This window comes from Streptomyces sp. NPDC028928, from assembly GCF_055564915.1.
Genome location: NZ_JBVHVI010000011.1, coordinates 139,935 through 159,019 on the forward strand (window position 1 = coordinate 139,935; position 19,085 = coordinate 159,019).

The 19,085-nt window shown below is 70.6% G+C and carries 14 protein-coding genes; 4 read left to right on the forward strand and 10 right to left on the reverse strand.

Going from position 1 to position 19,085, the window contains the following annotated elements; genetic code table 11:
* Positions 1-100 precede the first annotated feature (100 nt).
* From ACZ4U1_RS26010 to ACZ4U1_RS26020, 3 genes are all read left to right on the forward strand, one after another.
* Positions 101-2,401 (forward strand): polysaccharide lyase 8 family protein, encoded by a 2,301-nt coding sequence (locus tag ACZ4U1_RS26010; protein ID WP_467906409.1) that lies wholly within the window; start codon positions 101-103, stop codon positions 2,399-2,401.
* 154 nt (positions 2,402-2,555) lie between these two features.
* Positions 2,556-4,151: an acyl-CoA carboxylase subunit beta gene (locus tag ACZ4U1_RS26015; protein WP_467906411.1), complete on the forward strand. Its 1,596-nt coding sequence runs from the start codon at positions 2,556-2,558 to the stop codon at positions 4,149-4,151.
* A gap of 57 nt (positions 4,152-4,208) precedes the next feature.
* Positions 4,209-4,400 (forward strand): acyl-CoA carboxylase subunit epsilon, encoded by a 192-nt coding sequence (locus ACZ4U1_RS26020; RefSeq protein WP_030346572.1) that lies wholly within the window; start codon positions 4,209-4,211, stop codon positions 4,398-4,400.
* Between the two features lie 60 nt (positions 4,401-4,460).
* On the opposite strand, the gene ACZ4U1_RS26025 is transcribed toward ACZ4U1_RS26020, so the two are convergent.
* The 10 genes from ACZ4U1_RS26025 to ACZ4U1_RS26070 form a co-directional block, all read right to left on the reverse strand.
* The gene (locus tag ACZ4U1_RS26025) at positions 4,461-7,028 is read right to left on the reverse strand and encodes an NACHT domain-containing protein (RefSeq protein WP_467906413.1); all 2,568 of its coding nucleotides are present in this window, start codon (positions 7,026-7,028) and stop codon (positions 4,461-4,463) included.
* A 26-nt stretch (positions 7,029-7,054) separates the two neighbouring features.
* Positions 7,055-7,543: an NACHT N-terminal Helical domain 1-containing protein gene (locus ACZ4U1_RS26030; protein WP_467906415.1), complete on the reverse strand. Its 489-nt coding sequence runs from the start codon at positions 7,541-7,543 to the stop codon at positions 7,055-7,057.
* A gap of 99 nt (positions 7,544-7,642) precedes the next feature.
* Positions 7,643-8,224: a GTP-binding protein gene (locus tag ACZ4U1_RS26035; RefSeq protein WP_093769009.1), complete on the reverse strand. Its 582-nt coding sequence runs from the start codon at positions 8,222-8,224 to the stop codon at positions 7,643-7,645.
* Positions 8,205-8,774: a DUF742 domain-containing protein gene (locus tag ACZ4U1_RS26040; RefSeq protein ID WP_467906417.1), complete on the reverse strand. Its 570-nt coding sequence runs from the start codon at positions 8,772-8,774 to the stop codon at positions 8,205-8,207. Before ACZ4U1_RS26040 ends, ACZ4U1_RS26035 begins: the two co-directional genes overlap by 20 nt.
* A 94-nt stretch (positions 8,775-8,868) precedes the next feature.
* Positions 8,869-9,282, reverse strand: coding sequence for a roadblock/LC7 domain-containing protein (locus ACZ4U1_RS26045; RefSeq protein WP_004983065.1), 414 nt, complete (start codon positions 9,280-9,282; stop codon positions 8,869-8,871).
* 10 nt (positions 9,283-9,292) lie between these two features.
* Complete coding sequence (locus ACZ4U1_RS26050) at positions 9,293-12,505, reverse strand: nitrate- and nitrite sensing domain-containing protein (protein ID WP_467906419.1); 3,213 nt, start codon at positions 12,503-12,505, stop codon at positions 9,293-9,295.
* A gap of 399 nt (positions 12,506-12,904) precedes the next feature.
* Complete coding sequence (locus ACZ4U1_RS26055; RefSeq protein WP_184970470.1) at positions 12,905-13,480, reverse strand: GTP-binding protein; 576 nt, start codon at positions 13,478-13,480, stop codon at positions 12,905-12,907.
* A complete protein-coding gene (locus ACZ4U1_RS26060) occupies positions 13,461-13,859 on the reverse strand; it encodes a DUF742 domain-containing protein (protein WP_009190816.1) in 399 nt (132 codons plus the stop codon). Before ACZ4U1_RS26060 ends, ACZ4U1_RS26055 begins: the two co-directional genes overlap by 20 nt.
* 111 nt (positions 13,860-13,970) lie before the next feature.
* Positions 13,971-14,384 (reverse strand): roadblock/LC7 domain-containing protein, encoded by a 414-nt coding sequence (locus ACZ4U1_RS26065; RefSeq protein WP_014675212.1) that lies wholly within the window; start codon positions 14,382-14,384, stop codon positions 13,971-13,973.
* Between the two features lie 9 nt (positions 14,385-14,393).
* Entirely contained in the window at positions 14,394-18,185 is a 3,792-nt protein-coding gene (locus ACZ4U1_RS26070; RefSeq protein WP_467906421.1) for a sensor histidine kinase, read from the reverse strand.
* A gap of 569 nt (positions 18,186-18,754) precedes the next feature.
* On the opposite strand from ACZ4U1_RS26070, the gene ACZ4U1_RS26075 reads away from it, so the two are divergent.
* The gene (locus ACZ4U1_RS26075) at positions 18,755-18,949 is read left to right on the forward strand and encodes a hypothetical protein (RefSeq protein WP_467906422.1); all 195 of its coding nucleotides are present in this window, start codon (positions 18,755-18,757) and stop codon (positions 18,947-18,949) included.
* Positions 18,950-19,085 lie beyond the last annotated feature (136 nt).

Here is a 19,085-nt window from a genome sequence, read left to right on the forward strand (position 1 = left end):
CGGTTTTCAACATCATCCGGAGTGTGTTTCCCTGCTTACGTACGGTTACCATCCGTCCGCTCTCTGGCGTTCGTCCCTCAGAGCCGCTACAAGCTCCCCTATGGGTCTGACCCGACGCGCACTGCTGCTGGCCGCCGCCCTCGCCGCCGCCGCGCCGGGAGCCCGGGCGGCCGGCGACCCGTACGACGCGCTGCGCCTCCGCTGGCTCGGCATCACCCTGGGCGCGGGCTACGACCCGGGCGTCGAGCCGTACGCCTCCCGGCTCGCCCAACTCGGGCAGCGCGCACGGGAGTTCCAGGCCGCCATGGCCCCCGCCCCGGCCTCCCTCTGGCCGGGGCACCCCTTCGACCCGCCCGCCGGCATCACCTTCAGCTACGGCCGCCTGTGGGCCATGACCCAGGCGTACGTGCAGGGCGGCACCGGTGCCACGGGTGATCCCGGGCTCCTCGCCGACGTACTGCGCGGGCTCGACCATCTCTCCGCCACCGTCTACAACCCGGCCACCACCCGCTACGGCAACTGGTGGGAGTGGCAGATCGGCAGCCCCCGGCTGCTCATGGACATCACCGCCGCCCTGTACGAGCGGCTCGGCCCCGACCGGATCGCGGCGGCCTGCGCGGCCGTGGACCACTTCGTGCCGGACGCCATGCTCACCGACTACTCCGGCACCTCCACCGGCGCCAACCGCGTCGACCTGTGCCGCTCGGTCGCCCTGCGCGGCATCCTCGGCCGGAGCCCGGAGAAGATCTCCCTCGCCCGTGACGCCCTCTCGCCGGTCTTCCCGTACGTCACCAAGGGCGACGGGCTCTACGCCGACGGCTCCTTCGTCCAGCACACCTGGGTCGCCTACTCGGGCACGTACGGCCAGGTCCTCCTCGACGGCCTCGGGCGATTGTTCGCGCTGCTCGCGGGGTCCGAGTGGGAGGTCGTGGACCCAGCCCGGCAGAACGTCCTGGACAGTGTCGAGCACGCCTACGCGCCGCTGATCCATGACGGGCTGGTGATGGACTGCGTCAACGGCCGTGCCGTCAGCCGGGGTCACCTGCGCTCCGACGACCTGCACGTCCTGCGCTCCGACCACTACCACGGGCAGGCGCTGATCGCCGCCGTCGCCCTCCTCGCGGGCGGCGCGAGCGCGGCGGAGCGGGAGCGGTGGTACGGGCGGATCAAGGGGTGGATCGAACGGGACACCGTCGTGCCGATACTGACGTCACGTCAGTTCGGGGTCGCCGATCTGGCGCGCCTGCATGCCATCGCCGCCTCGCCCGTGCCCTCCGCCCCCGAACCCCTCGGCCACCGGCTCTTCCCGGCCATGGACCGCGCCGTCCACCGCACCCCCCGCTTCACCGCCGCCCTCGCCATGGCCAGCGACCGCATCGCCCACTACGAGTGCGGCAACGGCGAGAACCCGCGCGGCTGGCACACCGGATCCGGCATGCTCTCCTGGTGGCCACGGGGGCGCGGCGACCAGTACACCGACTGGTACTGGCCCGCCGTCGACTGGTACCGGCTGCCCGGCACGACTGTGTCCACCAAGCGCCTCGCCGACCGCGCCGGCGGCGAGTGGGGCGCCGCCAAACCGGACGTCCGCTGGGTCGGCGGGACGACGGACGGCACCTATGCGGCGGTCGGCCAGCATCTGAAGGGTCTCGACTCCACCCTGGAGGCGCGGAAGTCCTGGTTCTTCCTCGCCGACGCCGTCGTCTGCCTGGGCGCCGGGATCAGCTGCGCGGACGGCGTCCCGGTCGAGACGGTCGTGGACAACCGGAACCTGGGCGAGAACGGCGGGCAGACCTTCGTACGGGCCGCGCGCTGGGCCCACCTGGAGGGGCACGGCGGATGGGTCCTGCCGTACGGCGGTGAGCTGCACACCCTCCGCGAGGACCGCACCGGCGCCTGGTCCGACATCAACACCACCGGCACCGACGAGCGGCGCACCCGCCGCTGGCAGACCCTCTGGCTCGACCACGGCACCGACCCGCTGGCCGCCCGCTACGCCTACGTCCTGCTGCCCGGCGCCACCCGCGCCGAGACCGCGCTGCGGGCCGCCGACCGGAAATGGCTGTCCGTCCTCGCCAACGGCACGGACGCCCAGGCCGTCGCCGTACCCGGCCTGGGGCTGACGGCGTGCACCTTCTGGCGGGCCGGTACGGTGGGAGGCCTCACCGTCTCGGCCGGCGCGAGCGTGCTCGTCGCCCGCCGGGGCCGTACCGCCACGATCTGCGTGAGCGAGCCGCCCCGCACCGGAGCCCCGCTGGAGCTGGTCTGGGACCATCCGGTACGCGCGGTGACCCGGACCGGCGAAGGTGTCGAGGTCCTTTCGGCTGACCGCCGTCTGAGGCTCCGTGTCACTCCGGGGATGGCATGCTCCACCCATGAATGTGAGGTGGCTCTCAGCTGACGGCTTTGTGGCCCTCCTACAACAGCTTGGCCTTCTGAGCAGTCGGAACGGCTGCATGCCGCCATGGTTCTGTTCACTGGTACCAGGAAAACGGGCCGGAGACTGTACAGAGTCGACGGCTCGCTTTTCTTCGTGTCCTTCGTAAGGTCACTACATGACCGTTTTGGAAGAGACGACGGGTGAGCCGACCGGTGAGCCGACGGACGCACGCGGACGGGTCGCCGAACTGCACGAGATCCGCGCCCAGGCCGTAGCGGGCCCGAGCGAGAAGGCGACCGAGGCGCAGCACGCCAAGGGCAAGCTGACGGCACGGGAGCGGATCGAGCTGCTCCTCGACCCGGGGTCCTTCCAGGAGGTCGAGCAGCTGCGCCGGCACCGGGCGACCGGCTTCGGCCTGGAGGCGAAGAAGCCGTACACCGACGGTGTCATCACCGGCTGGGGCACGGTGGAGGGCCGCACGGTCTTCGTCTACGCCCACGACTTCCGGATCTTCGGCGGCGCCCTCGGCGAGGCCCACGCCACGAAGATCCACAAGATCATGGACATGGCCATCGCGGCCGGGGCCCCGCTGGTGTCGCTGAACGACGGCGCGGGCGCCCGTATCCAGGAGGGTGTCTCGGCCCTCGCCGGCTACGGCGGCATCTTCCAGCGCAACACCAAGGCGTCGGGTGTCATCCCGCAGATCTCGGTGATGCTCGGCCCGTGCGCCGGCGGCGCGGCCTACAGCCCCGCCCTGACGGACTTCGTCTTCATGGTCCGCGAGACCTCCCAGATGTTCATCACCGGCCCGGACGTGGTCAAGGCCGTGACGGGCGAGGAGATCACCCAGAACGGCCTGGGCGGCGCGGACGTCCACGCGGAGACGAGCGGCGTCTGCCACTTCGCGTACGACGACGAGGAGACGTGCATCGCCGAGGTGCGCTACCTCCTGTCCCTCCTCCCGCAGAACAACCGCGAGAACCCGCCCCGGGTGGAGAGCGCGGACCCGGTCGACCGCCGCAGCGACGTGCTGCTGGACCTGGTCCCCGCGGACGGCAACCGGCCGTACGACATGGCCAAGGTCATCGAGGAGATCGTCGACGACGGCGAGTACCTGGAGGTCCACGAGCGCTGGGCGCGCAACATCATCTGCGCCCTCGCCCGTCTGGACGGCCAGGTGGTCGGCATCATCGCCAACCAGCCGCAGGTCCTCGCCGGCGTCCTGGACATCGAGGCGTCGGAAAAAGCTGCGCGCTTTGTCCAGATGTGTGACGCTTTCAATATCCCGATCGTCACCTTCCTGGACGTGCCCGGGTTCCTCCCGGGTGTCGACCAGGAACACGGCGGAATCATCCGCCACGGCGCGAAGCTGCTGTACGCCTACTGCAACGCGACCGTGCCGAGGATTTCGCTCATCCTGCGCAAGGCGTACGGAGGTGCTTACATCGTCATGGACTCCCAGTCGATCGGCGCCGACCTCACCTACGCGTGGCCGACGAACGAGATCGCCGTGATGGGCGCGGAGGGCGCGGCCAACGTCATCTTCCGCCGCCAGATCGCCGACGCGGAGGACCCCGAGGCCATGCGGGCCCGCATGGTCAAGGAGTACAAGTCCGAGCTGATGCACCCCTACTACGCGGCCGAGCGGGGCCTCGTGGACGACGTCATCGACCCCGCCGAGACCCGCGAGGTCCTGGTCAAGTCCCTGGCGATGCTGCACACCAAGCACGCCGACCTGCCCTCCCGGAAGCACGGCAACCCCCCGCAGTAACCCCGCGGACCCGCCGCGGCAACCCCGCGGACCTCTCTCTCACGGAGACTGACACCCATGAGCACTCCTGACATCCGCGTCGAGAAGGGCCACGCCGAGCCCGAGGAAGTCGCCGCCATCACGGCGATCCTCATGGCCCGCGCCGCCGCCCGCCCCGAGCCTTCGGCGACTCACCGGATCCGCGCGAAGGCCGGCTGGCGCCGCCTGGAGCGCGAGCCCGGCTTCCGGGCGCCGCACAGCTGGCACTGAGGCTTTTCACATCGACCGCAGCCCCGCCGCTCCCTTCTGGAGGGCGGGGCTGCGGTGTGTTCAGTGGGTGGTGGCGCCGGGGAGGTGCAGCTCGGTGATGGGTCCTACGTCCGTCTCGCAGTCGTACAGGTTCAGCCGCCTTAGCTGGGTCAATGTGCGCAGGCCGTCGAGTGCGTCGTGAAGGAGGCAGCGGTGCAGGGTCAGCTCAATAAGCTCGGGGCGGACGAGTGCTAGCCGTCGGGGAAGGTCTAGGGCGTCGAAGCTGTAGAGCCCCAGGTGCCGGAGACCGATTAGTTGGGACAGAGAGGTGAGGTCGGGTACGTGGCTACGCTGGCCAGCGAGGAGGTGTAGATGTGCAACTCTGCTGAACGGGGCCAGGAAGCCCAGCTTGGTCTCCGCTGTGATGCCCGAGAGGGCCAGCCACGAGAGCTTCGGCAGGGCTGGGAGGCCCGCGACGCCGTCCGGACCGGCGAGCGGTAAGTGCAAGTGGCGCAGGGCAGGCAAATCTGTCAGAGCACCAGGACGCCGGAGCGACGCATCACCGAACAACTGGAAAGCTACGAGCTGAGGATGCGCCTTCAGCAGGGACAGGTCGGCCGTGCCGTCCACCTTGCAGTGCAGTTCATGGAGCGGAGAAAGCTCTGTAAGGATGGACAGGTCCGGGAGCTTGAACGTGATCCTCAACGAGGTCAGCGACCTCAGCCGCGCTACCGCCCGCAGTTGCCCCGAGTGCGTCAAAACCACGACGTGCCGGTCCAACGGAAGCCCACCCATCACTCGATCGGCGTAAGCGTCCGCGTCGAAATACACCCACGCGTCGATGAGCGCGGACACCACGTCCCGGCGCGGGTCCTCCACGTACCCTTCCAGCAGCCCCAGCGCCTCCGCCCCGCCGATCAGCGCCGCAGTGCGTACTGTCTGCACCGCCGCCTTCGACGTCAGTTCGCCCAAGGAGCGCGGCAGTCTCCGCAGCAGGCCCGTACCGACCGCCGCCAGCGCCGGCGGATCCGTTGTCCGCCGTGGCGGCAGCAGCGCGGACACCGCCTCCTCCAGCCGCCCCGCCAGCCCGTCGGAGACCTCCGGCACCGTCTCCTGACAGGCCGCCGCCAGCAACCGCAGCTTCCTGCCGTACCGGGGCTCCTCCCGCGCCCGGTCCAGGATGCCGCCCAGCAGTTCCTCCCGCTGGGGCCGGTTCGCGTGGCCGGCCGCCATGATGATCGTCTCGCGCCACATGTCCAGGTGCGCCCGCTCGACCAGGTTGCCGATGCGGTCCTCCTCCGTGGCCTCCTCGGCGGCCAGGTACTCCTGGAAGGTCCGGTGGACGAAGTCCAGGCGGCTCTCGGCGGGGGAGCGGAGGATCCCCGAGCGGTCCCGGAGCTGCTCCAGCACCTTGCCGCCGTCCTGTTCATCCAGATGGCGCATCCCCGCGAGCCTCTTGCCGACATGCACCGCCGCCTGCTCCAGCGCGATCTCGCTGCGGTTGTTGTCGGACAACCGCCACGCCAGGTCCCGGAGCAGTACGAGCTTGTCGCCGAGGCTCAGCCGGCCGTCCACCGCGCTCGGCACGTTCCGGTCCGCGTCCCGTTCGTGGACCAGCGTGTGCAGGGCATTGCGGTACAGCTCCATCCGGTCCCGCGGGAGCTGACTGCCCCGGTTGAGGTGCATCGCGCACAGCATGGCCGCCAGCAGCGGGGTACCGGCGAGGGACTGCAGATGAGGCCGGTCCTTCAGGCTGGTCAGCAACGACTGCTCGTAGCGCGGGAGTTCCTCCACCGTGCACGGCAGGTCCTCGCCCAGCTCCCGCACCGCCTGGTGCCACTGCCGTACGAAGGCCGCCAGGTCGGGCGGTGTCATGCGGTCCAGGTGGAGCGCCGTGAAGCCCTCGCGGCGCAGCCAGTCGGCACGCGCGGCGGCGGGACGCGAGGTGACGACCACCCGCACGTCCCCGTAAGCGGTCAGCAGCTTGCGCAGCCACTCCCGTACCCCCCGCCGCTCGCCGTCCAGCAGCTCGTCCACCCCGTCGATCAGCAGCAGGGCGTTGCCGTCGGCGAGCTGTCGTTCCACCCACGCCTTCGGCATGACCCCGGTGATCTGCCCGGCCACCGAGTCCAGCATCGCCTCCGGCCTCGGCAGCTCCCGTCCGCTGTACTCCCGCAGCTTCACGAACACCGGTGTCAGGCCGTTCCAGGCCGTCAGCTCACCGGTGAACGCACCGCGTGCCGCCGTCACCGCCAGCCACCGCAGCAGCGTCGTCTTGCCGGAGCCCGCCTCGCCGCGCAGCAGCACCCGGGTGGCGCCGCCCAGGGCCGCTTCCACCCGCATTCCGCCGCCCTCGCCTCCGGCCTCCTCCCAGTCGCTCATGTCGGGCCGCAGCATCGGCAGGGAGCGGGCCGGCCGGCGCCGGCTCCCGTCGTCACCCGTCGCGCGCAGACTCACGTACGCCACCGACAGCCGTACCTGCGCCCCCGCCCGGTCGGACGTGCGCCGGAACAGCTCCACCTCGTCCAGGGTGGTGCTGACCAACTCCAGATAGCGGCGTCGGAAATCCCCGTCCCGGTCCCTCCCCTCCGGCGCGAACAGGGAGCGGTCGGGCAGCCGTTCCAGGAGCCGGGCGATCTCCGTGCCCAAGGACGTGGTACGCGCCAGCAACTCGCTCAGCGCCCGCTCCTCGAAAACGGCAGCCCCCGCACGATCCGCACGTAGTACTCGACGCACTCCACGAACAGCCGCTCGTACAGCCTGCTTTCCGCCTCGCCCAGGCCCACGGGCGGCCGAACCGAGGCGGTCACCCGGCGCACGATCTCCGCCGGATTCACGTCCGCCGCCAGCACCGCCGCATCCGACAGATCAGCCGCCGCGAACGTGTCGCACACCCCGTCGATCACCGCCTGCCGGCTGCTGTCCTCCAGCCCGGGGAACTCCCGCTCCAGGAACGGCGCCAGCCGGTCGTACACCGCGTCCGCGATCTCCTCGAACTGCCGCTCCACACTGCGCTGGAAGCGGAGGCCGGACACGCGCAAGCGCACCAGCTCGGCCATGTCCATCCGGCGCTCCTGCTCCCGCCGCCTGCCCCCGAGCCAGGTCTGGGCCGCGACCTTCGCCACGGTCGTCCCCAGCCGTAATGCCGCCGCCTCAGCACTCATCGTCCGCCCCCTCGGTCACGTCCGGATCCAGTCTGGCACCGGGGTACGACAAAGGGGCCCTCTCCCGTAGGAAAGGGCCCCTCGCCAAGCGGGGATCGGCTACCGCAGGCGCGCCATCAGCGCGTGCTCCACCAGCGTGATCAGCGCGCTCTTGGCGTCCGCGCGATGGCGGGCGTCCGTCGTGATGATCGGGGTGTCGGGGCCGATCTGGAGCGCCTCGCGGACCTCGTCCGGCGAGTACGGCTGCTGGCCGTCGAAGCCGTTGAGGGCGATGACGAAGGGGAGACCCGAGTTCTCGAAGTAGTCGACGGCGGGGAAGCAGTCGGCGAGCCTCCTCGTGTCGACCAGCACGATCGCGCCGATGGCGCCGCGCACCAGGTCGTCCCACATGAACCAGAAGCGGTCCTGGCCCGGCGTACCGAAGAGGTAGAGGATCAGGTCCTGGTCGAGGGTGATACGGCCGAAGTCCATGGCGACCGTCGTGGTCGTCTTGTCTCCGGTGTGGGTGAGGTCGTCGATGCCGGCCGAAGCGGACGTCATGACGGCCTCTGTGCGCAGCGGGTTGATCTCCGAGACGGCGCCGACGAACGTGGTCTTGCCCACGCCGAAGCCGCCCGCCACCACGATCTTCGCGGAGGTGGTGGAGCGGGAAGGACCGCCGCTAGAGCTTGCGAAGTCCACTGAGCACCCTTTCGAGCAGTGTCACGTCTGGCTGGCCACCGGCGTTCTCGTCGCCGCCGGGCTGATGGATGGCGACCAGGCCCGCCTCCGCCAAGTCGGCGACGAGGATCCTGGCCACGCCGAGGGGGATCGTGAGGAGGGCCGAGATCTCGGCCACTGACTTGATCTCCCGGCAGAGGTTGCAGATCCGCTGATGCTCGGGCAGCTGGCCCTGCATCTGGTGCGGCTGCGCGGTGGTGTGCACCAGTGCCTCGATGGCGAGCTGGTAGCGCGGGCGGGTCCGGCCGCCGGTCATGGCGTACGGACGCACCAAGGGGTTGTTGGACGCCGAGGCGGGGGCCGGCTCCGGTCGGCGCTGCGGCTGGACCGGCTGGATGCGCGGGGCCGACGGCTGGTCGTACGGCGACGGGCCGGGGCCCTGCGGGGCGTACGGCTGCCGGTGGCTGGGGGCGGAGGGGAAGTTGTACCGGTTCGCCGAACCATCGCCCTGACCCTGGGCAGGGCCGTACGACCAGTTACCCGAAGACGAACCGCCTGGGGGTGTTGCCACTTTCTCCTCCTCCGACTGCGCCGGGCACCCATCCGTGTGGAGCCGCGTCCCGAAACCTTACGGCCCCGGGACGCGAATACGCACCGTCCGTTGATTAGTTGAGAAGGCTTCCCTGGAGCTCCGCGCGGAGATCCGGGGTCAGGACCGTGCCCGCGCGGTCCACCAGAAGGGCCATCTCGTACCCGATGAGGCCGATGTCCGCCTCCGGGTGGGCCAGGACCGCGAGCGACGAACCGTCGGAGATGGACATGATGAAGAGGAATCCACGCTCCATCTCCACAACCGTCTGATTCACGCTGCCTCCCTCGAAGATCCGGGAGGCGCCTGCCGTCAGAGACGTCAGACCGGAGGCGACGGCCGCGAGCTGGTCGGCGCGGTCGCGGGGGAAGCCTTCGGACATCGCCAGAAGGAGTCCGTCGGCGGAGACCACCACCGTGTGGGACACCCCCGGGGTGTTGTCCACGAAGTTGGTGATCAACCAGTTCAGGTTCTGTGCCGCCTGGCTCATCGGGCTCACACTAACGCTCCTGGTTGTAGGTGCTGTCAGGACCGAAGCCCTGGCCGTTCGTTTCACTGCCTGCGCTGCGTCCGCGCTGGACGCCCCGGCGCAGGTTGCTCAGCCTGCCCCGGACGTCCTCCGGGGCGCGGGAGACCTGTGGGCCTCCCTGGGGGGTGGTCTCGGCGGAACCCTCGACCAGGTTGGCCTTGGGTACCCGCCGCGGCAGGCCGGAGGCGGTGACCCCGCCTGCCTTGGGCTTCCGGAGCTGGGCGGCCTGCTGCCACCGCTCGTCGTTGGCCGAGCGCCAGCTGCTGTCGCCGCTCGCCCCCGGCGCGTTGCCCGGTGCGGGAGCCGGCGTTTCCTGCCGCACGCGCGCCGTGCCGTTGGGGGAGCCGGCGCCGTGGGAACCGCTCGCGGGGGACCCGCGGCGGGGCAGCCCGGCGTCGGTCAGCTCGTGTGCGGCGGGAGATGCCGTTTCCGGACGGTCGAAGCCTACGCGGTTCCGCTCACTCGCGTCAGCGGCCTGCGAGGATTCCGCTTCCGGAGCGTACTGGGCCGGATAGCCGTTCTGGTAGCCGTCCTGCTGGGGCCAGTCGTCCTGGTAGGACGGCGTCTGGGCAGGCTCCGCATACGCGGACGCGGACTCCGGGTAGCCGCCCTGGCCCAGGTAGCCGTCGGCCTGCGGCTGCTCGCCGTTCGGCGCGTAGTACTGCTCGTCGTACTGCTGCTCGTACGAGGCGTGCTGCGGCTCCTCGTACGCGGGCGCCTCGTACGCCTGCCGGGGCTGCTCCTCGTACGTCTGCTGCTGCTGTTCCTGGTACGACGGCGCCTCGTACGCCTGCTGGGGCTGCTGCTCCTGGTACCCCTGCTGCTCGTCGGGCTGCTGGCCGTGGGTCTGGGCCTCCAGGGCGGCGCGGCGCTCCTCGCGCATCAGGGAGCGGCCGACGGGGTCCAGCTCACGGATGTCGTCGGGGACCTCCGTGTACCGGCTGTCGTCGAAGCCGAGTTCGGCGGCGGTGCGCAGCGGCTGCTGCACCTGGCCGAAGTCCTCACCCCGGAACTGCTGTTCCGGAATGATCTGCGAGACGGTGAACTCCTCGCGGTCCAGCGGGCCGTCGCCGCCACCGCCGTGCGTGATCGCGTCCGGCAGCATGACCAGGGAGGTCGTGCCCGCCTGCTCGCCCGAGGGGCGCAGCTGGACCCGGATGCCGTGCCGGTCGGACAGCCGGCCGACCACGAACAGGCCCATGCGCTGGGAGATCGCGGCGTCCACGGTCGGCGGGTTGGCCAGCTTGTGGTTGATGTCCGCGAAGTCCTCGGCGGTCAGACCGATGCCCTTGTCGTGGATCTCGATCATGATGCGGCCGTCCGGCAGACGGGTCGCGGTGACGCGGACCTTGGTCTGCGGGGAGGAGAACGTGGTGGCGTTCTCCAGCAGCTCGGCCAGCAGGTGCACGAGGTCGGTGACCGCGCGGCCGTGGATCTCGGCCTCCGGGACGCCGGACAGCTCGATGCGCTCGTACTGCTCCACCTCGGAGGAGGCGGCGCGCAGCACGTCGACCAGCGGGACCGGCTGGTCCCAGCGGCGGCCGGGTTCCTCGCCGGCGAGGACCAGGAGGTTCTCGCCGTTGCGGCGCATACGGGTCGCCAGGTGGTCCAGCTTGAAGAGGTTCTCCAGCTGGTCCGGGTCGGCCTCGTTGTTCTCCAGGTCGGTGATCAGGGTCAGCTGGCCCTCGATCAGCGACTGGTTGCGGCGCGACAGGTTGGTGAAGATCGCGTTGATGTTGCCCCGCAGCAGCGCCTGCTCGGAGGCGAGCCGGACCGCCTCGCGGTGGACCTGGTCGAAGGCGCGGGCGACCTCGCCGATCTCGTCCTTGGTGGTGATCGGGATCGGCGTGACCCGGGTGTCGACCCGGCCGGGGTCGGTGCGGGACAGCTGGTCGACCAGCATCGGCAGCCGCTGCTCGGCGATGCCGAAGGCGGCGTTGCGCAGCTGGCGCATCGCGCGGCTCATCTGGCGGGCCACCAGGCCGGCCAGGAGGAACGCGGCCAGCAGGGCGATGACGACGACGGCACCGGTGATGAACGCCGAGGTCTTGGCGTCGTCGGCAATGCTCGACGCCTCGCTCACCGCCTTGTCGGCCATGTCCGACTCGATCTGGCGGTAGGCCTTGTACTTCAGCGTGTTGAGCGCCCACCAGTTCTCGGCGGTGACCCCGCCCGCGGCGAGCTGCTCACGGGTGAGCGTGCTGGTGTCCTTCATGGTGGCGATCGCGGCCACCATCTTGACCGGGTCGGACGGCGGCGGGACGTACTTGGGGTTGCTCGCCTTGGCCTTCGCGGCCATGCCGGCGGCGTCCGTCTTGATCTTGTTCTCGGCGTCGGTCAGCTTCTGCGCGTCGGCCTCGGTGCCACCGCCGAGGTACTCCTCGCGGGCGATGCGCTCCAGGTAGGCGTACGAGGCGAGGGAGGTCCGCTGGGTCGTCAGGTTCGGGTCGTCCGGACCGGGCTTGACCAGCAGGTGCGTGCCGATCGACCGCTCCAGCGACAGCGCCGCCTTGGTCAGCGAGATGGCGTAGACGGTACGGCCGTAGGAGGTGATGTTGCCGGTGCCCAGACCGAGCTCGTTGGCGAACTCCATCAGGGGGTGGCTGATGTCGACGTAGCCCTCTTCGGTCTGCACGCCGATCTTCTTGGAGGTGTACGCGGTCTGTCGCAGCTCCGCCAGGTCGGGCTCGACCTCGTGGAAGAGCTTCAGCCGGCGCTCCAGACCCGCGTCGGACGGCATGCTGTTCGTCGCCTCCTTGAAGGCGGCGGCGGCCTGGTCCGTGGCCTTGCGGGCGTCCTCGACCGTCTGCTTGCTGGTCGCGTCCTTCTTCTTCAGCAGCAGCGGGGCCGCGGTGACGTCGCGCTCGCTCTCCAGCGCGTCGGCGTAGGTGAGGGCGGCGCGCACCAGACGGGCGGTGTTCTCGGCGTCGCGGGCTTCCTGCCAGGTGTCGATCGAGCTCTTCACCTGGAAGCCGCCCATGACGAGACCGACCGCCACGGGTATGAGCAGGATCGCGTTCAGCCGGGTCGGCACCCGCCAGTTCCGCGGGGAGAGACGGCCGCCGCTGGGCGCGGGAGTGGCCGCCGGTTCCGCACCGGGAACGGGGGTGGGCGCCGCAGCGCGCGGCGGCGGGGTGAAGTTGCCCCGCGCCGACGGCTCGGGACCGTTCTTGCTTCGCCTCACTCGACCAACAACCTCTCGGCGGTCGGCACCTACGTCGTGCCGCAGTCTCTCAGAGCCCGGTTCGTCATCGACCACCAGTGCGTACGCGGTACGTCCTCAGTACGTCGTTGACCATTGGGCAGTTCAGGCATTCCAGCACGTGGACCAGCGCACTTCCAAACAGCGGAAACCGGCGGAGCGCACACTTGTAAGCGCCAGATAAAACGGTCATAAAGAGCGAGCCCCGCCAAAAGGCGGGGCGTTTGTGCGCACAGCGGTACCGCGCGACCGCGTCGCGTGGTGATGCCGGGCGATTCCTCTGCCGAACTGTTATGAACGCCGGAGCCGACCGTGTCAAAGGCCACAGTCGGCTCCCGAATCCTTTACGACAACTGCCGTACGACCCGTCGTACTTGGGTTCTACTTCAGCCGCGCCATCAGGGCGTGTTCCACCAGCGTGATCAGCGCGCTCTTGGCGTCCGCGCGATGGCGGGCGTCCGTCGTGATGATCGGGGTGTCCGGTCCGATCTGCAGCGCTTCCCGTACTTCCTCGGGGGCGTAGGGCTGCTGGCCGTCGAAACCGTTGAGGGCGACGACGAAGGGCAGGCCGCTGTTCTCGAAGTAGTCGACCGCGGGGAAGCAGTCGGCCAGGCGCCGGGTGTCCACGAGCACCACCGCGCCGATGGCGCCGCGCACCAGGTCGTCCCACATGAACCAGAAGCGGTCCTGGCCCGGCGTACCGAAGAGGTAGAGGATCAGGTCCTGGTCGAGGGTGATACGGCCGAAGTCCATGGCGACCGTCGTGGTCGTCTTGTCTCCGGTGTGGGTGAGGTCGTCGATGCCGGCCGAGGCGGACGTCATGACGGCCTCTGTGCGCAGCGGGTTGATCTCCGAGACGGCGCCGACGAACGTGGTCTTGCCCACGCCGAAGCCGCCCGCCACCACGATCTTCGCGGAGGTGGTGGCCCGGCCCGCGTCAGAGCTTGCGAAGTCCACTGAGCACCCTTTCGAGCAGCGTCACATCCGGAGCGCCGCCGTTGTTCTCGTCGCCACCCGGCTGGTGGATGGCGACCAGGCCGGCCTCGGCGAGGTCGGCCACCAGGATCCGGGCCACACCGAGCGGCATGGCCAGCAGAGCCGAGACCTCCGCGACCGACTTGACCTCACGGCACAGGTGGCAGATGCGCTGGTGCTCGGGAAGCAGCCCCATGAGCGCTGCCGGGTCGGCCGTGGTGCTGATCAGCGCCTCGATGGCCAGCTGGTAGCGGGGCCTGGTCCGGCCGCCGGTCATGGCGTAGGGCCTCACCAGCGGCTGGTCGCCCTCGTCCCCGTACGGCTCCGCGTACGGATCATGATGGGCGGTGGGCGGGGTCATGAATCCTCCGGGCGGGACAGCAAGTCGGTCAGTCAAGCCGTCTGACGGGGCCGGTGGGGGGATTGTGGCGGCCGGACGGTGTTTTCGTGAGGTGGGTGGTGCCGGGGGCGGTCAGTGCAGCAGACTGCCCTGGAGTTCGGCGCGCAGGTCCGGGGTGAGTACCGCCCCTGCGCGGTCGACGAGCAGTGCCATCTCGTAGCCGACGAGGCCGATGTCCGCCTCGGGATGGGCCAGGACCGCGAGGGACGACCCGTCCGAGATGGACATCAGGAAGAGGAACCCGCGCTCCATCTCCACGACCGTCTGCGCCACCGTGCCACCCTCGAAGATCCGGGATGCCCCGGCCGTCAGGGAGGTCAGCCCGGACGCGACGGCCGCCAGCTGGTCGGCGCGGTCCCGCGGGAAACCTTCGGACATCGCCAGCAGAAGGCCGTCGGCGGAGACCACCACGGTGTGGGACACCCCGGGGGTGTTGTCCACAAAGTTGGTGATCAACCAGTTCAGGTTCTGTGCCGCCTGGCTCATCGGACTCAACTAACGCTCCTGCTGGTGAGTGGGGCTCGGGAAGCTGCCGGTCTGGCCGCTGCCGGCCTGACGGCCCTGAGCGATGCCCCGACGGAGATTGGTCAGCCGTCCGCGCACGTCGTCAGGCGCACGCGAGACCTGCGGACCGGTTTGGTGCTGTTGCTGCTGGGCGGTGCCGGGCACGAGGTTGGCCCGGGGCACCCGGCGCGGCAGGCCGGAGGTGGTGACCCCGCCCGCCGCGGGCTGCCGGACGCGCTCCGCCTGCCGGACGAGTTCGTCGTTCGGCGAGGTGCGCCAGGAGCCGGTGTTGTTCGACGCGGACCGCTGCGGAGCAGCCGGCGCGGGCGCCTGGGGCTGCTGCGGCGCGGGTGCGTTCTCCTGCTGCTGACTGCCGTGGAACCAGTTGGTCTCCAGTGTGTCGTACAGCGGGGTACGGCCGTCACCCGGGCCGCTGGCCGGCGGCAGGGCCTCCGGCTGCTGGCGGGTGGGGCGCTGCTGCTGCGGCGCGGGCTGACGCGGGGCGCCGAAGTCGTCACGGGCGGGCGGCTGCGGGCGCTCGAACTGGCCGGTGTGGCCGGGGTTCTGGCGGCCGGGCAGGGCGTGCTGCCCGGTGGAGCCGCCGTCGTAACCGCCGTCGTAACCGTTGTTGTCGTACGCCTGCGGGGCCTGCGGGGCCGGGAACTGGCCCGTGTTCTGGGCGCCGTTGTCCTGCCGCCCGGGCGCCTGCGTGCCGAACACGTCGGGGCGGACGAAGGAGCCGGTGTCCTGCCGGCCGCCGGGACCGTCGAAGCGGCCCTGCTGCTGGTCGTGGTCGGGGCGCGCGAACTGGCCGGTCTGCTGGGCGTTGTCGGGGCGCGCGAACTGGCCTGTGTGCTGGGCGTCGTCCGGGCGGGCGAACTGGCCCGTGTGCGAGGCGCCGTTCAGCTCCGCGCGCGGGAACTCGCCGGTCGCGGCCGGTCCCTGGGCGTCGATCCGGGGTATCTCCGCGGTCGAGCCCGGACCCTGCCGGTCGTCCACGCGCGGCATGTGCGCGGTCCGCGCCGGGTCCTGCTCGTCGTGGCCGCGCGGGGTGTCCAGCGAGGCGCGCGACAGCGGGGACCGGTCGTCGCTCCAGTCGGGGGTGCGGGACTGCGGGTCACCGCCGGGCAGCTCGGCCCGCGGGCCGCCGCGCGGCGGCAGCTGGGGCTGGCGGCCCTGGTCCGAGGAGGCGCCGGAGTGCTTCGGGGCACGGCCGCCGAAGGCGTCCTGCTGCGGCCCGCCCGGCTGGGCGGCCTGCAGGCCCTGCGGGGCGCCGGGCGCCTGACCGCCGAAACCGGCCGGTGCGGGACGGTTCTGCTGGAGACCGCCGAGGCCGCCCTGCGGACCACGTGCTCCGCCCGGCGCACCGGGACGGCCGCCCTGGCCCGCACCGGGCAGCGCGGCCCGGGGGCCCTGGCCGGAGCCGACCTGGCCGCGCGGGCCCGGACCGGAGCCGAGCAGACCGCCGCCGGCCGGACCGGCACCGAGGCCACCGCCGTTGTTGCCGTTCTGCCGCCTGGCCGCGGCCGCACCGGCGGCGGCCTGCGCGGCGGCGGGGCCACCGGTCATGCCGGGCCCGCCGGGCTTGCCCGGAGCGGGCTTCTTGCCGCCCTGGGCGACGTCGACGGGCAGCATGACCAGCGCAGTCGTACCACCGGAGTCGGAGGGGCGCAGCTGGATGCGGATGCCGTGCCGCTGGGACAGCCGGCCGACCACGAAGAGGCCCATGCGGCGGGAGACGGAGACGTCCACGGTGGGCGGCGAGGCGAGCCGCTCGTTGATCGCCGCGAGGTCCTCGGGGGAGAGGCCGATACCGGTGTCGTGGATCTCGATCAGCACACGGCCGTCGGGCAGCGCGTGACCGGTGACCTTGACCTTGGTCTGCGGCGAGGAGAACGAGGTCGCGTTCTCCAGCAACTCGGCGAGCAGGTGCACGAGGTCGTTGACCACACGGCCGGCCACTTCGGTGGTCGGCACGGCGGCCAGCTCGATGCGCTCGTACTGCTCCACCTCGGACGCGGCGGCGCGGAGCACGTCGACCAGCGGGACCGGGCGGGTCCAGCGGCGGCCGGGCTCTTCACCGGCGAGGACGAGGAGGTTCTCACCGTTACGGCGCATACGCGTCGCGAGGTGGTCGAGCTTGAACAGCGAGGACAGCTGGTCCGGGTCGGCCTCGCGGGACTCCAGCTCCGAGATCAGCGACAGCTGGCGCTGGATCAGACCCTGGGAGCGGCGCGAGAGGTTGGTGAACATCGCGTTGACGTTGCCCCGCAGCAGGGCCTGCTCGGCGGCGAGGCGGACCGCCTCGCGGTGCACGTCATCGAAGGCCGCGGCCACCTGGCCGATCTCGTCCCGGGAGTGCACACCGACCGACTCCACGGAGGTGTCGACGTCCTGCGGGTCCGACTCCGACAGCTGCTTGACCAGCTCGGGCAGACGGTCCTGGGCGACCTTGGTCGCGGTCTCCTGGAGCCGGCGCAGCGAGCGGATCATGGACCGGGCCACGACGAACGCGCCGACCAGCGACACACCGAGCACGAGGAGGATCAGCGCACCGGAGATGATGGCGTCGCGCTGCGTCTCGCTCTTCAGCTCGCGCGCCTTCTGCTCCATCTCTTCGAGCAGCGTGCGCTCGATCTTCTTCATCTGCTCGATCTTGGTCGAGCTGTCGTCCATCCAGTCCTTGTACGACCGCGCGGGCAGCTGCTGCAGGCCGTCCGGGGAGTCGAAGGAGCGCTTGGCGTAGGTGTCCGCGGACTGGATCGTCGCGTTGCCCTCGGAGATCGGCTTGAGCAGGTCCTCGGCGTCGTGGTTGGCGTAGATCTTCCGGAAGATCGCCAGCTCGGAGCCTTCGCTCTCGTACGCCGACTGGCCGTAGAGGCGGTCGTTCTCGGAGAGGTCGCCCTTGGTGTCGGTGGTCGCGGGCAGAGCGGCGGCGATCAGGGCGCGCTGCTCGGACGCGTACTCCTTGGCGGTGGAGAAGGCCGCCAGGGCGCGGGTGCGGGAGATCATCTCCGGGTTGCTGGACGCCTCGGCCATGTCCTGGGAGAGGCCGATGAGCTGGGTGATGAGTCGGTGGTACGACTCGACCGTCTGGGTCGAGTTGTCCTTGGACGTGTACGCGGACTTCCGGATCTTGGCCAGGTCGTCCAGCTGGTTGGCGAGACCGACCAGCGCGTCGCGGACACCCTGGAGGTTGCCGTCCTTGCTGGCCGCGTCGATCTGCTCGGAGGCGTCGAGGAAGTTGTCGCGGGCCCGGTCGGTCTTGTCCTGGTAGCCCTTGATCGTGTAGTCGCTGGCCTTCAGGCCGTGCGCCATGGGACCGGCCGACTGGTCGCGCTCGTCCTGGAGCGCGTGGGCCAGCTCGGTGGCCTGCTTGGTCATGTCCGTCAGCAGCTTCATGTTGTCGAGCTGCTGGATGTCGTCCATGTTCTCGTTGATGCGCAGCGCGCCCAGCGAGGTCGCCGCGACCACGGGCAGCGCGAGCAGCGAGACCAGACGGGTGGAGATGCGCCAGTTGCGCAGGGCCAGCCGCGAGCCCGTGCCGGTCGGCGCCTGGGAGGGCTTCACCGTCGGCTTGGGGTTGCCCGAGGGGGCCGCGGTCGTGGAGGCCGTCGCGCCGGACGCGCCCGGACGACCGCCGCGCTCACCGCCGTCCCCGGCCGGGGCCTGCCCCGGGTTCTGGGCGTGCTGGGGCGAGGAGCTGACGGCCATGGGGCCAGTCCCGCCGTGCGGCTCCGGCTCCGCCGAAGCGCTGCCATCCCTCTTGAAACGTCCCTGCACTAGCGTCGCAACCTCTGGACCAGGCGCCCCTCCGCGCAAACGGAGGGACACGGTGTCGGCGTCGTGGAGAGCGCCCTGAATACGCCCCCCGTGGTCTGGAGTGACCGGCGCTGGTTCCCCCCTATCTCGCCGCCACTCGGCGCTGTTGCGCCCCCTGCGCGCCGGCTCGATCCTGCGGCGGTCCGTGGAATTCCAGCACAGTGCAGGATCTCCAACAAGGCCAGTGCGCCGAGCTGTGACCTAGGTGACGGGGTGTGAGGGGTGAGTTACCGGCCGTGGAGCCGGTTCCGGGGCATAACGGGCACATCCCGGCGAGTCGCCCCTCGGTGCTCGGTGTCCCAGTCGCCATGATCAGGAGCGGAATGATGGCTTCAGGGGGTCAATGTCCGTTTCCCTGAGGCGGGTTGTCGGCCGGAATTGACCGGTTTGCCCGTGAGTTCGTGAGCAAACTCACACGCTCATCGTGAGGAGTTGGCGACTTCGTCGGGGAATCGGATGTTTAGCCTGACGCTTTACAAGGTCGTCGTATCTGTCGACCCGCCGACACAGACCTGAGGACTCGTACAACCGTGAAGACGACGATGATGTTCCGCAAGATAGCCAACCCGCGACGCACGACCCTGGCGCACCTCAAGGACGCCGGCGAGCTGCACACGCCCGAGCTGCCGGAGCACTCCGTCGACCTCCCCGCCCAGACGGCCAACCCCCGGCGCACCATCCTCGTGGACGTCCCGGCCGGCGTGGGTGCCGCGGCCGGCGAGTGACCGACGCTTCCCGCGGGGGGGGGGGGGGGGGGGGGGGGGGGGGGGCGTCCGGCTGCTCCACTCCCCCCCCTCCCCCCAAAAAAAACACCAACACAAGGCGACCCAACCCCCACCCCCGCTACGCCCCCCCAAGAAA

Bases quoted from the DNA above. Each gene is read 5' to 3' on its own strand.
- ACZ4U1_RS26010 (WP_467906409.1), top strand. From the start codon at position 101: ATGGGTCTGACCCGACGCGCACTGCTGCTGGCCGCCGCCCTCGCCGCC.
- ACZ4U1_RS26015 (WP_467906411.1), top strand. From the start codon at position 2,556: ATGACCGTTTTGGAAGAGACGACGGGTGAGCCGACCGGTGAGCCGACG.
- ACZ4U1_RS26020 (WP_030346572.1), top strand. From the start codon at position 4,209: ATGAGCACTCCTGACATCCGCGTCGAGAAGGGCCACGCCGAGCCCGAG.
- ACZ4U1_RS26030 (WP_467906415.1), bottom strand. From the start codon at position 7,543: ATGAGTGCTGAGGCGGCGGCATTACGGCTGGGGACGACCGTGGCGAAG.
- ACZ4U1_RS26045 (WP_004983065.1), bottom strand. From the start codon at position 9,282: ATGAGCCAGGCGGCACAGAACCTGAACTGGTTGATCACCAACTTCGTG.
- ACZ4U1_RS26060 (WP_009190816.1), bottom strand. From the start codon at position 13,859: ATGACCCCGCCCACCGCCCATCATGATCCGTACGCGGAGCCGTACGGG.
- ACZ4U1_RS26065 (WP_014675212.1), bottom strand. From the start codon at position 14,384: ATGAGCCAGGCGGCACAGAACCTGAACTGGTTGATCACCAACTTTGTG.